This is a genomic window from Peredibacter starrii, from assembly GCF_034259205.1.
GTDB classification, from domain to species: Bacteria; Bdellovibrionota; Bacteriovoracia; order Bacteriovoracales; family Bacteriovoracaceae; genus Peredibacter; species Peredibacter starrii.
The window spans coordinates 3,706,918-3,721,154 of the sequence record NZ_CP139487.1 but is presented as its reverse complement, the minus strand read 5'-3'; the positions used below and the strand labels follow the sequence as shown (position 1 = coordinate 3,721,154).

The 14,237-nt window shown below is 43.8% G+C and carries 12 protein-coding genes and 1 pseudogene; all 13 read left to right on the top strand.

The window, feature by feature from the left end; translation table 11 throughout:
* Nucleotides 1-45: 45 nt before the first annotated feature.
* The 13 genes and pseudogenes from fliM (at nt 46) to SOO65_RS18520 (ending at nt 14,233) form a co-directional block, all read left to right on the top strand.
* The gene (fliM, locus tag SOO65_RS18580) at nt 46-1,053 is read left to right on the top strand and encodes a flagellar motor switch protein FliM (RefSeq protein ID WP_321393989.1); all 1,008 of its coding nucleotides are present in this window, start codon (nt 46-48) and stop codon (nt 1,051-1,053) included.
* Nucleotides 1,054-1,169: 116 nt separating this feature from the next.
* Nucleotides 1,170-1,424: pseudogene (gene fliN, locus SOO65_RS18575) on the top strand (flagellar motor switch protein FliN); the annotation flags it as partial.
* Between the two features lie 28 nt (nt 1,425-1,452).
* Nucleotides 1,453-2,607: a flagellar biosynthetic protein FliO gene (locus SOO65_RS18570; protein ID WP_321393983.1), complete on the top strand. Its 1,155-nt coding sequence runs from the start codon at nt 1,453-1,455 to the stop codon at nt 2,605-2,607.
* Nucleotides 2,607-3,350 carry a flagellar type III secretion system pore protein FliP gene (gene fliP / locus SOO65_RS18565; protein ID WP_321393980.1) on the top strand — a complete coding sequence of 248 codons (744 nt, stop codon included), beginning with the start codon at nt 2,607-2,609 and terminating at the stop codon, nt 3,348-3,350. The genes SOO65_RS18570 and fliP overlap by 1 nt, the downstream gene beginning before the upstream one ends.
* Before the next feature lie 8 nt (nt 3,351-3,358).
* Complete coding sequence (fliQ, locus tag SOO65_RS18560; protein WP_321393978.1) at nt 3,359-3,631, top strand: flagellar biosynthesis protein FliQ; 273 nt, start codon at nt 3,359-3,361, stop codon at nt 3,629-3,631.
* Entirely contained in the window at nt 3,631-4,410 is a 780-nt protein-coding gene (locus SOO65_RS18555) for a flagellar biosynthetic protein FliR (protein ID WP_321393974.1), read from the top strand. Before fliQ ends, SOO65_RS18555 begins: the two co-directional genes overlap by 1 nt.
* Nucleotides 4,411-4,425: 15 nt before the next feature.
* Nucleotides 4,426-5,502 (top strand): flagellar biosynthesis protein FlhB, encoded by a 1,077-nt coding sequence (gene flhB, locus SOO65_RS18550; protein ID WP_321393971.1) that lies wholly within the window; start codon nt 4,426-4,428, stop codon nt 5,500-5,502.
* A gap of 42 nt (nt 5,503-5,544) precedes the next feature.
* Nucleotides 5,545-7,623: a flagellar biosynthesis protein FlhA gene (gene flhA / locus SOO65_RS18545; RefSeq protein ID WP_321393968.1), complete on the top strand. Its 2,079-nt coding sequence runs from the start codon at nt 5,545-5,547 to the stop codon at nt 7,621-7,623.
* Between the two features lie 3 nt (nt 7,624-7,626).
* Nucleotides 7,627-9,198, top strand: coding sequence for a hypothetical protein (locus SOO65_RS18540; protein WP_321393966.1), 1,572 nt, complete (start codon nt 7,627-7,629; stop codon nt 9,196-9,198).
* 86 nt (nt 9,199-9,284) lie between these two features.
* Entirely contained in the window at nt 9,285-10,163 is an 879-nt protein-coding gene (locus SOO65_RS18535; protein WP_321393962.1) for a MinD/ParA family ATP-binding protein, read from the top strand.
* Nucleotides 10,164-10,188: 25 nt separating this feature from the next.
* Nucleotides 10,189-10,974, top strand: coding sequence for a FliA/WhiG family RNA polymerase sigma factor (locus tag SOO65_RS18530; protein ID WP_321393959.1), 786 nt, complete (start codon nt 10,189-10,191; stop codon nt 10,972-10,974).
* 136 nt (nt 10,975-11,110) lie between these two features.
* Nucleotides 11,111-13,405 (top strand): hypothetical protein, encoded by a 2,295-nt coding sequence (locus SOO65_RS18525; protein ID WP_321393957.1) that lies wholly within the window; start codon nt 11,111-11,113, stop codon nt 13,403-13,405.
* Nucleotides 13,406-14,233, top strand: a complete 828-nt coding sequence (locus SOO65_RS18520) for an RluA family pseudouridine synthase (protein ID WP_321393955.1) — start codon at nt 13,406-13,408, stop codon at nt 14,231-14,233. It abuts the gene before it with no gap.
* Nucleotides 14,234-14,237 lie beyond the last annotated feature (4 nt).

Here is a 14,237-nt window from a genome sequence, read left to right as displayed (position 1 = left end):
TGCTTTTTAGTCGCCGCTAACGCGGTTAAGTCCCAGGAGGGGAACATGGCCCAAGTATTGAGCCAAGACGAAGTAGACGCATTACTTAATGCCGTTAATGATGATGGTGATTCTGGTTCGGCATCAGAGGCAAGCTCTGGTGGAATGGATGGTTTCGGAGAAGTAGAAGAATCCGATGCAAACATTCAGCCGTATGATCTCACCAACCAAGACCGAGTTATTCGTGGTCGAATGCCGATTTTGGAGATCATTTACGAACGATTCATTCGTCAATTCCGAGTTTCCCTTTCAAACTCGCTTCGTAAGATTTCTACCATTTCAATGATCTCGACAGATCTGTTGAAGTTCGGTGAATTCGTGAACACACTCCCGATTCCTTCGTGTATGTGTATCATGCGTTTCAATGAACTTCGTGGTCCTGCCCTGATCGTATTTGAATCAAAGCTCGCTTACGCCATCATCGATTCATACTTCGGTGGTACTGACCGTCCATTCACAAAGATTGAAGGGAAGGAATTCACTTCGATTGAGCTTTCATTCATGAGACGTGTGATGGATATGGCCATCAATGATCTTGAAGAAGCATGGGCACCAGTTCATAGAATCGATGCTCAGTATGTTCGTACTGAGATCAACCCGCAGTTCGTGGGTGTGGTTCCACCTTCAGATGTAATTATCACAACAACATTCGAAGTTGAGTTTGAATCTGCTTCGGGAACCATCATGGTGGTGATCCCGTACTCAACCATTGAACCAATTAAACAGAAACTCTCTTCAAGTTATCAGACTGATAATGATGTGGTGGACACTCTGTGGACTCGTTCAATGCAGGAACACGTTCAGCACGCTCAGGCCACTGCAGTTGTAAAACTGGGTGAAACGGAAATGTCGATCGGAGATCTTATCGGTCTTCAGGTCGGAGACATCATTCCTCTGGCCCAGGAAGTTTCAGGTGAGCTGGATCTCGAGATTGAAGAGTCAAAAAAACTAAAATGCCTGATCGGTGTCTACAAAGGTAATCGAGCAGTACAAGTCACCCGTAGAATTACATAAAAGGAAACACTCATATGGCGTCAACTGAAATGTCAGACAACAACAAAGATGCTATTCGCGAATTAGCGGATCAGATTAAAGCGGGTGATGATGCTCTAAACAAGCTCAAGGTTCAGAATCTTGACTTCATCCTGGATATCCCACTGAAAGTGAGTGTGGAACTAGGCCGTGCAAAAGTAATCATTAAAGATCTTCTTCAACTAGGTCAGGGTTCAGTACTGGAACTTGATAAGCTCGCCGGTGAACCACTGGAAGTTCTGGTGAATGGCAAGCTGGTTGCAAGAGGTGAGGTCGTGGTGGTGAACGAGAAGTTCGGGATCCGTCTCACAGATATCATTAGCCCACTCGAGAGAATCGAGTCTTTGAAGTAAGTTCTGGAAATAAGAAAGGATGATGGTTATGAATAGGAAGTTCATTACATTAGCACTCGGAACCATGGTGACTTTAGGTGCCCAAGCTGGGGTCAAAGTGACGTCTGTGGATCTTAAAACTAGCGGTGCCAACGGATATGTAAATATTGCTCTGGACGGCCGTTCTAACGAACTCCCTGATGTGCGCGTTTACGGTAAAACAATCGAAATCACACTTACTCAAGCCGACGCTTTCAGTGGCTTCTCTAAAACAGTAAGTGGTGCGGTTCTTTCAGCAAATGTTCTAAATGGTAAGGCGATCGTGAAAGCGGTTCTTCCATACAATGTTGATGCTGATGGTGTGAACCTTGGTTGGAAAAATAAAAATATCGAAGTGGTTTTCCCTCGTGGAAAAGTAGAGAAGGCAGAGCCTGTAGCAGCGAAAGCAGAGGCCACTCGTCCTGCGAAAACTCCAGCAGCTCCGGTCGCACCAGCAGTTGAAAAGAAAGCTGAAAACAAAGTTTCAAAAGATCAGTTGAATGAGGACTACCTCAATAAATTGATGGTTGAAAGTACTGCGAAGGCAGAAGCGGCCAAAGCAGAAACAAAGAAAGATGAAGTAAATACTAAGCAGGCCGGTATCGCTCGTGAAGCGGTACCTGCTGAAACTCCGGCTCCGATTGCCAGACCTGCGGACAATTTTTCATTCGCTGGATATGCGGCGAAGTTCACAGTGTTCCTTGCGATGGTTCTTGGTCTGTTCTACGGCGTTGTTCAACTTCTTAAGAAGGGCGTATTCAGTCGTGGAAAACTTGGTTTCTTAAACAACTCACAAATGATTCAGGTTCTTTCAACGACGTATGTGGCGCCTAAGCGTTCACTTATGGTGGTGAAGGCACACAAACAGATCTTCCTGGTTTCTAACTCTGAAAACGGCATTCAGTTTCTTTCAGAAATGACTGATACAACGGGCCTTATCAAAGAAGGAGAGAAGGAAGTTACTGGGACAAACTTTGATTTAAATCTTGGTTCAATCCAAACTCAGGAACAAGGGCCGGTGTTCAAAATCAAAGAAAACATCAATGAATCAACTCCGGTTCCTGAAGAGAAGGGCATTCAAGCTCTTACAGCAAAGGACATCGTGAAGTTTTCAGATGAACTCAAGAAGAAGGCCAAGAAGCTAAAGCCGATTGAGTTCAACTAATGAATAAGTTTTCTAAGTTAGGTTTAGGTTTTGTATTGTTGGCCGCAGCGGGTTCGGCATTTTCTCAATCGGCGAATCTACCCGGAGTCGCTGTAAACTTTGGCCAAGGAACTAATCTTGTCGACACACTCGAAGTATTACTTCTCTTTACAATCCTTACCCTCGCCCCAGCAATTGTTATTCTTTGTACTTCTTTTACTCGTATCGTAGTGGTGTTGTCGTTCATGAGACAAGCTCTCGGAACGCAGAACATGCCACCGAACCAACTCCTCATCGGGTTCGCACTTTTCCTTTCGATCTTCGTGATGATGCCGACTGGAAAATCGATTTATGAGAACAGTCTTAAACCGTATCAAGCAAAACAAATTGATGCGACTAAAGCGCTGGAAGGGCTGGAGAAAGACCTTCGTGCTTTTATGCAGAAGCATGTTCGCAAGGCCGATATCGGTCTTTTTTATGATGTAACAAATGCAGCGGCACCATCAGATATCAATGCAGTTCCGACTCATTATCTGATTCCGGCCTTCATTATTTCAGAGCTAAAAACAGCGTTCCAGATTGGCTTCCTCCTGTATATCCCGTTCATTGTTCTGGATATGGTGGTGGCGTCGGTTCTGATGGCGATGGGGATGATGATGCTTCCGCCGATGCTGGTTTCAATGCCATTTAAGTTATTACTTTTTGTTTTGGTCGATGGTTGGCAGCTGGTGACAGGTGCAATCCTCAGATCATTTAATACCTAGGAGATCTCATGGAAAATGAATTTGCCATTGAGGTAGTGAATCAAGCGATCAAAGTCACTATGATGCTTTCTGCTCCTATGCTCATCGGCGCTCTGGTAGTCGGGGTACTTGTCTCGATTTTCCAGGCCGTTACTCAAATTAACGAACAAACATTATCTTTTATTCCTAAAATCCTTGTGGTTATTGCGGCACTTGTAATCTTCAGTCCATGGATGATGGAAACCATGGTGAGTTACACCCACGATCACTTCACAAGCATCCCGGAATTGATTAGGCGTTAATGAACGTAACGATTTCTGATCAAGTTGCCTTCTTGGCCTTTTGGCTGAGCTTTGCTCGCTGGTCTGCAGTCTTAATGCAGCTTCCGCTATTTGATAACGTGGCCGTTCCTAACTTAGTAAAAGTACTCTCTGCATTCACCATCTCATTTGCCTTCTTTCCTGATCTTCGCGGCACGCTTGTTGCAGAAATCAATATGGTCGGGGTGGATCACATCTGGATTCTGATGATGTTCCATACATGTACCGGCCTAATTATTGGATTTCTGGTGAAGTGTATTATGAGTCTATTCGTAGCAACTGGTAGCATTCTGACTATGCAGATTGGCTTTAACAGTGTCAGTTACTTCGATCCATCTCAGGGCCAGCAAGTGGGTCCTTTTGAAAGATTGATTGAGTGGACCCTGCTTATTTTAGTTCTTTCCTCCGGAGCGTTGGTTCCAATGTTCAAGGGAGTGTTTCAGTCATTTTTTTCTGTCAATTTCTTAAATGCGGACAAAATGCTGAAAACGCCGGAATATTTCGTGTTATTCTTTAAGTCGGCATTTAGTGCTTCCATCCTTCTGGGGGGACCACTGATTTTTGCTAACTTGCTGATGAACCTGGTTATGGGAATCGTCGCCAGAACAGTTCCGCAAATGAACGTTTTGATGGTGAGCTTCGTGGTAAACATCGGCATGGGACTTCTTCTCTTCTTAGGAATAGCAGAGGAGTTTTTCCAGGTGAGTTATGACTTATATATTGAAAAACTAGGTGAGTGGTTTCAATTCCTCTCATTCTAATCTAAGAGGCATAGGATGGCCGACGAGAACGACGACGAAAAAACCGAAGAGCCCTCCCAGTATAAGATCGATGAATCTCGCAAAAAGGGTGATGTTGCTTCCTCAAAGGAGCTTTCATCTGTATTGCTTCTTTCGGGCTCACTTCTCACATTAATTATCTGTGGTGTGTTCATCTATGAACAGTTCACTGAATATATCGATTGGATGTATCGCTTAGATTTTAAGATGATCTACACCAAAGAGAAGTTCGCCGATGTGATCGCTCAAACCATGTGGACGTTGGTTAAATGTTTAGCACCATCGTTTGGAGCTTCAGTTTGTTTAGGAGTCCTTTCGCAATTTATTCAAATCGGTTTTCTTTATTCCCCGGAAATCCTGAACGCTGACATTGAACGCATCAACCCACTTAAAGGTTTCGGACGAATCTTCTCGAAGAAGTCTCTGGTTGAAGCAGTTAAGGGTGTGTTTAAGTTCACGGTGGTGATTGCGATCACTTACAGTGTGATGAAAGATAACATTGGTTCCTTCCTTGGTTTCCTACATTCAGATGCCGGACAATCTTTGATGTTTGGTAAATACCTGATGGTGAAACTTGGATTCTCGATTCTTTTAGGTCTGGGAGTTGTGGCCCTGGCCGATTTTGGTTGGGAAAAGTGGTCCTACCGTCAAAAAATGATGATGACCAAACAAGAAGCGAAGGAAGAAGCTAAAGAGAAAGATGGTAACCCGGAAGTAAAGAGTAAGATCCGTCAGATCCAACGTCAGATGGCACAAAAGCGGATGATGGATGATGTAAAGAAGGCAGACGTAATTGTTACAAATCCAACGCATATTAGTGTAGCATTGAAGTATGATGGAGAGACGATGGTAGCACCGGCCGTGATGGCAAAAGGTGCCGATCATTTGGCCCTTCGAATTCGTGAGATTGCGAAGGAAAATGATATTCCGATCGTGGAAAACATCATGCTGGCGCGGACGTTATATAAAACAGTGAAAGTGGGACATGGAGTTCCTCGAACATTGTATAAAGCGGTCGCGGAAATTCTGTCTTTCGTTTATAAGCTTAAACGTAAACAGAAAGCTTTGAAGTAACAAATTTTTAGCTCAGGATGAGCGACTCTTTAAGAGGTGACCATGGACAGGTTTTTAGAAAAGCTCAAAGTCTTTTCTCAAAATTCAGAACTAGCAATTGCTCTAGGATTAATTCTAATCCTGGGTGTGATGGTTGTTCCACTTCCTCCAATTATTCTGGATTTGTTTTTGGCATTCTCGATTGCAACATCAATCGGAATTCTTTTGATGTCGGTTTACGCGAGAAAGCCGCTGGATTTCTCGACTTTTCCATCAGTGCTTCTCATTACAACACTTCTACGTCTTTCACTTAACGTTGCTTCAACAAGAAACATTCTTCTTCACGGAGCAGCGGATGGTACAAAGGCCGCTGGTCACATCATTGAGGCCTTCGGTGAATTCGTAGTAGGTGGTAACTATGCTGTGGGTATCATTATCTTCATGATCCTCGTGGTCATTAACTTTATCGTAATCACCAAAGGTGCTGGTCGAGTAGCTGAAGTAAGTGCTCGATTCACGTTAGATGCAATGCCTGGTAAACAAATGGCGATCGATGCAGACTTGAATGCTGGTCTGATTGATGACAAAGAAGCGAAACGCCGTCGTGCTGAAGTTGCTCAAGAAGCAGACTTTTACGGGTCAATGGACGGTGCTTCGAAGTTCGTTCGAGGTGATGCCATCGCCGGTATTTTGATTACAGCGATTAACATCGTAGGCGGTATCATTGTTGGTGTGGCCCAAAATGATATGGCATTTTCAGATGCGGCCAGAACTTTCACACTCCTGACTGTGGGTGATGGACTTATTGCACAGATTCCGGCACTCGTGATTTCGACTGCTGCCGGTATTATCACAACTCGTAACTCAAACTCTGAGGCCCTTGGTAAGCAGGTGAATCAAGAATTCACGGCCCATCCAAAAGCTTTCTATATCACAGCGGCTTCAATCGCTGTCTTCGGTTTGATTCCAGGTTTCCCGGCCTTCCCGTTCCTGATGATCGGTGGTCTGATTGGTTATGCTGGACACAAAGTAGAGAAGAACAAAGAAATGGCGAAGGCCGCTGAAGTTAAGGCCGCTCTTGCTCCTGAAGCAAAAGCGAAAGCTGAAACGCTTGAATCTCTTCTTCCGGTTGAACTTGTGCAACTTGAAGTGGGGTATGGAATTGTTTCAATTGTAGATGCTGAACAAAACGGTGATCTCCTTGAACGTATTTCACACATCAGAAAACAATTTGCTCTTGATTGGGGGATGATCATTCCTTCAGTTCGAATCAAGGATAACCTGGAGCTTAAGCCAGGCGGTTACTCAATCAAACTTAAAGGGATTGAGATCGCTCGCGGTGAACTTATGCCGGATCATATGATGGCAATGGACCCGGGAACGGTGATTGAGCAGATGGACGGAGTCGAGACGAAGGAACCTGTATTCGGTCTTCCTGCGATCTGGATCACTGATGATCGTAAAGATGAAGCTCAATACAATGGTTATACAGTGGTTGATCTTTCAACAATTGTGGCGACTCACTTAACTGAAGTTCTAAAAGCGAACCTTTCTGAAATGTTTGGTCGTCAGGAACTGGTTAAGATTCTTGATAACTTCAAGGAAGACAATCCGAAAATCGTTTCAGACCTTGTTCCGGACATTATGCCTCTGGGAACTGTGCTTAAAGTTATGCAGGCCCTGTTGCGTGAAGGCGTTTCAGTTCGAGACCTTCGCACAATTCTTGAAACTCTGGCCGAATACGGTACTGGAACTAAAGATTCTGAGGCCCTTACTGAATACGTTCGTCAGGCCCTCTATAGGACCATTACAGAAAAAATTAAAGGCTCTCAGGGAGACGTTCCGCTCTTTACGTTGGATCGTAGTCTTGAGGAGGCCGTTGCCCGTTCAATTATCCACACTGATCATGGATCGCAGTTAAACCTCGATCCTAAAGTGACTCAAACTATCCTGGCTTCACTCAATGAGAAGATTGAAGAAGCAACTTCGCAAGGGGAGAAAATGGTGATTCTTTGCTCACCAGTTATCCGCCGTCATTTCAAGAAGTTGACTGAAAAATTCATTCCCAACATGATTGTGGTGAGCCATAATGAACTTAGTCCAGAAGTCAATATCAGATCTCTCGGTACCGTGAGGTTGTAAAGAATGTTCGTCAAGAAGTTCGAAGCTGACACATTAGAAGAAGCTTTAAAACAGGTAAAAGTTGAACTTGGTCCTGATGCCATCATTCTGAAAACCATCACTAACAATGGTCTTAAAGGTGCCTTTAAGAAAAAGCGCATTGAGATCACAGCGGCCATCTCTGAGCGAAGCTTTGAGAAGAAGGCAAAGGTGGATAAAGTTTTGAACACAGAACAAAAAGAAGCTTTTTACCAAAAGCCCGCCTCTACCATTAAAGAAACAATTACAAAATATAACGGTCAGGATGCACAAGGTGCAGGTCAGGCCGGCTACGGCAGCATGGGACTTAACAAAGTGGTGAATACACTTGCTAAAGGTTCTGCTGGCCTGGCGGACATGACGACAAAAACTTCTTCACTCATCAAAAGCAGTCTGGATGATTTTTTGACTGACGGAGATGATTCTGGATTTGATATTGATTCCGCCGATGATACACCGGCGCCGGTTCGTCCATCGAATCGTGGTAAATATGCTGAGCCACCTCAAAGCCGTGAACAGGCCCGTCCGGTTCAGCAGGCGAGACCTCGTCAAGAGCGTCCAGTTCCTCAGCCACAGATGACGGAAGACACAGTTGAGATCACAAGAAATCCTCTTCGTGAGCCACAAGCTCCGGCAGCACCAGCGGGTTCGACAGTAAGCCGTGAAGCTTATAATGAACTAAAACAAGAACTAAGAACGACTCAGCATAAGATGGAACTCCTTGAGCAAAAGATCATGGAGCTTTCACAAAATTATCAGTTCAATCAAAAGCACCTGAATGAAGCGAAGGGGATTTTCCAGCTTCGTACAACACTTAAAACTTTGGATGTTGATGAGGCCCATATTCTTGAGCTCATCAAGAAGGCCAACTACGAACTTTCGAAAGAAGATCTTGAGAATCCAGATGTGATTTTCGAATTTGCTCTGCAGGAAATGGCGAGCTCAATTAATACTTCGATTCCTCTATTTGCAAAAATCGAATCAGGCGAGCCGGTAGTGACGGTTCTGGTTTCTGAAGCGGCCTCTGGTCAAAGCACAATGGGCACTAAAATCGCGGTTCTGAAGAAGGACGTGGTTCTTATCCAGTACTCACAAGACGCTCAAAATAACGCTTCTACGGACTTTGCCGCCCAGGTGTTTGGAATCAAGGTCGAGAAGGTGCAAAACTTCTCAGAAGTAGTAGGCCTATCTCGTAAAGCGGTGGAAGCCGGCAAATCTGTCCTGGTGGATGTACGCCTGAATAGCAAATACACGGATGAAACAAAAAAATTCGTTGAGACTTTGAAACGTGGTTTCCAGCACGTAGAAGTTCTATGCACACTTTCGGCGATTCACTCTGAATTATATAACCGAAAAATAATTGCCCGATACAAGGAGATTGTAGACGGTGTTATCATTTCTCATGTGGACCTCTGTATGAACTTCGGAGCTCTCTTCAACGTTCATAAGGCCCACAACAAGCTTCCTCTCAAATTCTTCGGAACAGGACCAGTAGTTCCGGATGATATCGAAGGTGCGACAGCTGAAAGACTGATGTCAGGTCTCTTTCAGTTCTAAGTTCTCAAAGCTCTAGCTCTATTTAGGCCCGACAGGATGTTAGGCAAGATCTAAAGCTTCAATGATGTGCAATTAACAGGAGGTTTATGCACAAAACTAGCGAGTGGCTTCAATCGTTTTCGACCACGAACAATCCCACCAAGAAGTCAGAACTAAGACGAGCTAGTGATTTCGCCTGTACTAAAATTTCCATCACGGGTGGAAAGGGCGGAGTAGGTAAAACCTCAATCGCATTAAAGACTGCAAAAGAACTGGCACTCGCTGGTCACCGCACACTCTTGATTGATTGCGATTCAAATCTTTCAAATACAGCGATCAAGATGGGTCTTCCCCTTGATAATAAATTCGAAAAACTTCTCTCTGCAGAGGCGAATTTCGAAGATTGCCTGATTCAGCAAGGAAACTTCCACTTGCTTCCGGCATGTAACGGTTCAATCTCGGTCTTTGAATCAAAACTAAACTTCGACGAAATCATCATCGATATTATCGCTTCACATGAGCATGAATACGATTTCATCCTGCTTGATTGCCCGGCAGGGGTGTCTAGAGAAATCCTTACGTTAAACGCTTATTGCGATCACCGTTGGGTGATTGTGACTCCGGATAAATCATCAATCACTGATTCATACTCACTGGTGAAGCTTCTTGCGACCCGCTTCGGGATCAAAGAGAACCATCTTCTGGTGAACATGTATCAGAGCGAGAAACAGTTCCAGAAAGTGGTGATGACCCTGAGTGAAACTATCGAGAATTTCCTTGGTGCTCGCACGCATATCCTTGGAGGGATCCAGAAATTCGATGTAGATGCCTCAGGATTTGATACTTTTTTCCTCTCTGAAAACAAAAATGAATGGAATAAAAACTTCGTTAAACTTTTATATGGGTTCACCGAAAAAGTAGGTGGACCGCTGACTTCTCCTCTGAATGGGACAAGTCAGTTGGCCTATGAACACGATGTTCACTAAACGGTAAAAGCAGGAGAGCTCAAAAATGTCATCACTCACGGCCAAACTTAAAAATTTAAAAGACTACCGTTCAACTGTTGACCCTAAGGTCAAAGATGAAATTATTCTTGAATACGCTCCACTCGTTCGTTATATCGCCCAGAAGATCGCTTCTCGTCTTCCACCAAATATTGAACTTGATGACATGATCTCATGTGGTGTTATCGGTCTTATGGATGCCATTGAGAAATTCGATCCATCACGTGATAACAAATTTAAAACATATGCTGAATTCCGTATCCGCGGAGCGATTCTTGATGAACTTCGCTCTCAGGACTGGGTACCTCGTTCAGTTCGTGAAAAGGCCAAGCTAGTAGAGAAGGCGTATGCCAAGCTTGAAAAAGACCTGGGCCGTCCAGCTACAGATGAAGAAATGTGCGAACACTTACAGTGTTCGATGGATGAGTTCCATGAGCTTATCAATAAATCAAAGTCGGTCTCTCTTCTGAATATCGAAGATGCAGCGGCAATGAGTAAAGGTGATAAGAAGCTCATGGTCTCTCTTATGGAGACTTCTCGTGGTGCCAACCCTCAGACAGCTGTTGGTTATAAGCGCGCTCAGGAGATCATCAAAGAAGGTATTAAGGCCCTTCCTGAAAAGCAGCGCCTGGTTCTTTCTCTTTACTACTTCGAAGACCTTAACCTGAAAGAAATTGGCCAGGTTCTGGATGTAACTGAGTCACGTGTGTCTCAGCTTCACACTCAGGCGATCCTAAAGCTTAAGGCCAAGCTTCGTAACCAGTTCGAGTCTTACGAAGATCTCGCCAGCTAATTTCCCAAACAAAGTTTTTAAAAACGAAGCCCGAGTTAACAACTCGGGCTTTTTTTATTTTTTAAAGCTGGTAGCCAATCCGTCGCAATTTGTCAGAAAATTAAGTACAGGATTTTACTTAAAAAGGGTGACTTCAATGGATTGGAAAAAGACCTTTAATCGCGGACAGTGGGTAATACACGGAATATTTGTTATTGCTGTCATAATTGGCGTGGGCTCGACTCTCTTTGCTTTGAGATTAAATCATTTGCAAAGTACGGAAGAAGAGCGTGGCCTCAAAATAAACTCTCTTATTAATCACTTTAAGAAAGATATGAGCTTCGAGAAAATCGGAAAGCACTTGTCATGGGCACAACCCGACAAGGCCAACGATAAGATTCGCGAACTCTCGCAAAAAATTGCTGAGACCGAAGAGCTACTAGAGATTAAATCGAGCAAAGATTTAAGCCTTGGTATGCGTACTTTTAATCGTCTCATCAACAACACCAGCGGAATGTCAGATCCTTCTGATGCCCTTAAAGTCCTTCGCAATAAAGTTGCTTCGCTTTACGATGTTGCTAAAAGCAAAAAATATAGCAACGTTGAACTTCTCGCTGAAAGAATGAAAGAACGTCTGGATCAACTCAATCCAAAAAATGTAAGTGGTTCTGTTCAAGTAAGCTACCTTCGCACTGATCTTAAGCGTCTGGAAAATCTTGTAAGTGGTTCTTCTTTGACTGATGGTGAAAAACAAGCTCTTCTGGATCGTTTCACATCTATGAATAATGAACTTGAGCTTCTTGGAAGTCTAAGTTCACAATCTCGTGATGTTAAGGCCCATGTTACTCAAGCTTCACTCGCTCTCTCGCAATGGATGATTGATGTAGAAAAGAAGGCCTCTGACATCCAAGGCATGCGCTTCCAAAAACAAAACCAACTCGTGCTGATGCTGGCTGGAATGGTGGGCTTCCTCGTGATTGCTTGGATGGGTCTGGCCTACTTGTTCCGTTGGCAGAAAGTGAAAATGGGCGAACAAGTTGAGATGGAAGTTAAAGGTGTGATCGAGAAAGGCATCATGGGCGATCAGCGTTTCATGATGGACCATTACTCAGATCTTACTCGTGACGATATCGTTCGTCTTTTAGATGAATTGAAAATCAAATTGAACCTGGGTTCAATGCTTCATACTGGTCTGCCGTTCGGTGGGTGTATGATTGATACTAATTTCAAACTAACTTGGTTCAACCACCTTTTCCTTGAGCAGTTCTACCTAAGCGAAGAAGAAGTTAGAAGTGATGCTTTTAATTGGGATTATCTTCGTGATTACCTGAATCTTGATGAAGATCCAATCTATCAGGCCCTGGTAAACAAGATTGCTGGCATCTATCCTGTGAAAGTTAAGCAAGACGAGTACGCTCCCTCTCAACCTTACGAGATGTATGTAACTCCCATCAATGTGAACCGTGAAGACCGCGTAATGGTTTTCTTCTATCCTCTGGTTTCGGTGAAAGAGGCGATCAATGAGCAAGTGAACCTTTCTCGTGAAGCTCTCAACCGTTTCATCACTCACTGGAATGAAGATAGCCTGGATGAGGATCAAATTCGTCTTCTTGAAAAAGACTTTAAGAACAATGATCTGAATGATCTTTATAAGACACTGGTCACTCTATTTGAAAGATTAAATGGTGAAAAAAATGAATGCCTTCATACCATTCGTAATCTTGAGAAAGAAAATGAATCGTATGTTGAGACAATCGAAGGCATGAGAGAAATCGAAGAAGAAAAGAAAGACATCATTAAGCAGGAGTTCCAGCTTGCAAACGATCTACGCGATACCTTCCTTGGTTCAGTAGAAAGAATGGAATCACTTATGCACATTAATAAGTCGATCCTTCAGCACAATGATGATTTAAAGACAGATGCACAGAAAATGCAGCAAGTGACCCTTGAACTAACCAAGAAGACCAAGGACACCATGGACATCATGACTCAACTTGAAGGCGTTAAAACTGATTATAAGAAGCTGAAGTTTGAATTGATGGAAGTTAAGGCCAAACTTATTTCGATCAATAACTCACTATTCGGGCAACTTCCGCCGCTTGATGAGGCCCAACAGAAGCTTGCCATGAGATATAAAGATGAACTGGCGAGACTAGATTTCAATGTTCACACACTTGATAAGAAGCTTTCTCAGCTGGATGTACTTCTTAATAAGCTTCACATGATGCATGAGAAATCACCAGTTGAGCAGACCAACTTCAATTTCACGACTTCTCAAAAAGAACACGAAATGAAAGAAGCTCTTCTTGGAATTCAGAAAGCACAATCTACTGATGAGGCCAAGATCATCGAAAGCTTCAAGTGCCTTCATGTTCTGATGAAAAAAGACCTGAATAAGGTCCATGAGGCCAAGGCAATGTCGACTGAGACCCTTGAGTCGTTCCTTTCTTAAATGAGAATTTTTAAAGCTCCCGTAAGTAAATTCTTCTCCCAGCGAACTACGCTGGGAGAATTTCTTCAAAAGCTCACTAAACTCCCTGAACAAGAACTAGCAGATGCCGCCCAGAAGGGTGCGGTCTGGATTCAACGAAATGCCAAGGGCAAGACCCTTCGCATTCGTGGTCTTAAAGAACAGGTTGGTCCGCAGGATCTCGTGCAATGTTTCTATGACCCGAAAGTTCTAAAACTTCCGGCCGTAACAGAATCAGAGTGTCTATATGAAGACCAGAACTATGGAGTCTGGATTAAGGCCGCAGGTGTGGTTCCACAAGGTTCACAAGCCGGAGATCATGCTTCATTACTTCGTTATGTAGAAGTCGCCCGAAAGAAAGAAGTGTTTCTCGTTCACCGCCTTGATCGTGAGACCCAAGGTCCCATGATCGTCGGCTACAATTCAAAGGCAGCCGGAATGCTGGGTGACCTCTTTCAAAAGAACCTTATTTCTAAGACCTACGAAGCCGTGGTCTTGGGTGAGATGGAAGTAGGTTCAAAGCAAACGATCAATGCCTCTCTCGACGATAAAGAGGCGATTACGCACATTGAAGTTCTGGCCTCGAGAAACAATCAAAGTCACTTAAAAGTCACCATCGAAACCGGTAGGCTTCATCAGATTCGACGCCACCTGGATCATATAGGTCATCCGATTATGGGTGATCCCAAGTACGGTAAAGGAAATAAGAATAGAGAGGGTCTAAAACTCGTAGCGGTCGCTCTTTCATTCCAGGATCCGTGGCTTAAAAAAATCCAGAACTTCCAATACCCAAGTAAGCTCACTGTCTAAATTT

Coding starts and splice junctions, on each gene's coding strand:
- fliM (WP_321393989.1), top strand. CDS start 46: ATGGCCCAAGTATTGAGCCAAGACGAAGTAGACGCATTACTTAATGCC.
- SOO65_RS18570 (WP_321393983.1), top strand. CDS start 1,453: ATGAATAGGAAGTTCATTACATTAGCACTCGGAACCATGGTGACTTTA.
- fliP (WP_321393980.1), top strand. CDS start 2,607: ATGAATAAGTTTTCTAAGTTAGGTTTAGGTTTTGTATTGTTGGCCGCA.
- fliQ (WP_321393978.1), top strand. CDS start 3,359: ATGGAAAATGAATTTGCCATTGAGGTAGTGAATCAAGCGATCAAAGTC.
- SOO65_RS18555 (WP_321393974.1), top strand. CDS start 3,631: ATGAACGTAACGATTTCTGATCAAGTTGCCTTCTTGGCCTTTTGGCTG.
- flhB (WP_321393971.1), top strand. CDS start 4,426: ATGGCCGACGAGAACGACGACGAAAAAACCGAAGAGCCCTCCCAGTAT.
- flhA (WP_321393968.1), top strand. CDS start 5,545: ATGGACAGGTTTTTAGAAAAGCTCAAAGTCTTTTCTCAAAATTCAGAA.
- SOO65_RS18540 (WP_321393966.1), top strand. CDS start 7,627: ATGTTCGTCAAGAAGTTCGAAGCTGACACATTAGAAGAAGCTTTAAAA.
- SOO65_RS18535 (WP_321393962.1), top strand. CDS start 9,285: ATGCACAAAACTAGCGAGTGGCTTCAATCGTTTTCGACCACGAACAAT.
- SOO65_RS18530 (WP_321393959.1), top strand. CDS start 10,189: ATGTCATCACTCACGGCCAAACTTAAAAATTTAAAAGACTACCGTTCA.
- SOO65_RS18525 (WP_321393957.1), top strand. CDS start 11,111: ATGGATTGGAAAAAGACCTTTAATCGCGGACAGTGGGTAATACACGGA.
- SOO65_RS18520 (WP_321393955.1), top strand. CDS start 13,406: ATGAGAATTTTTAAAGCTCCCGTAAGTAAATTCTTCTCCCAGCGAACT.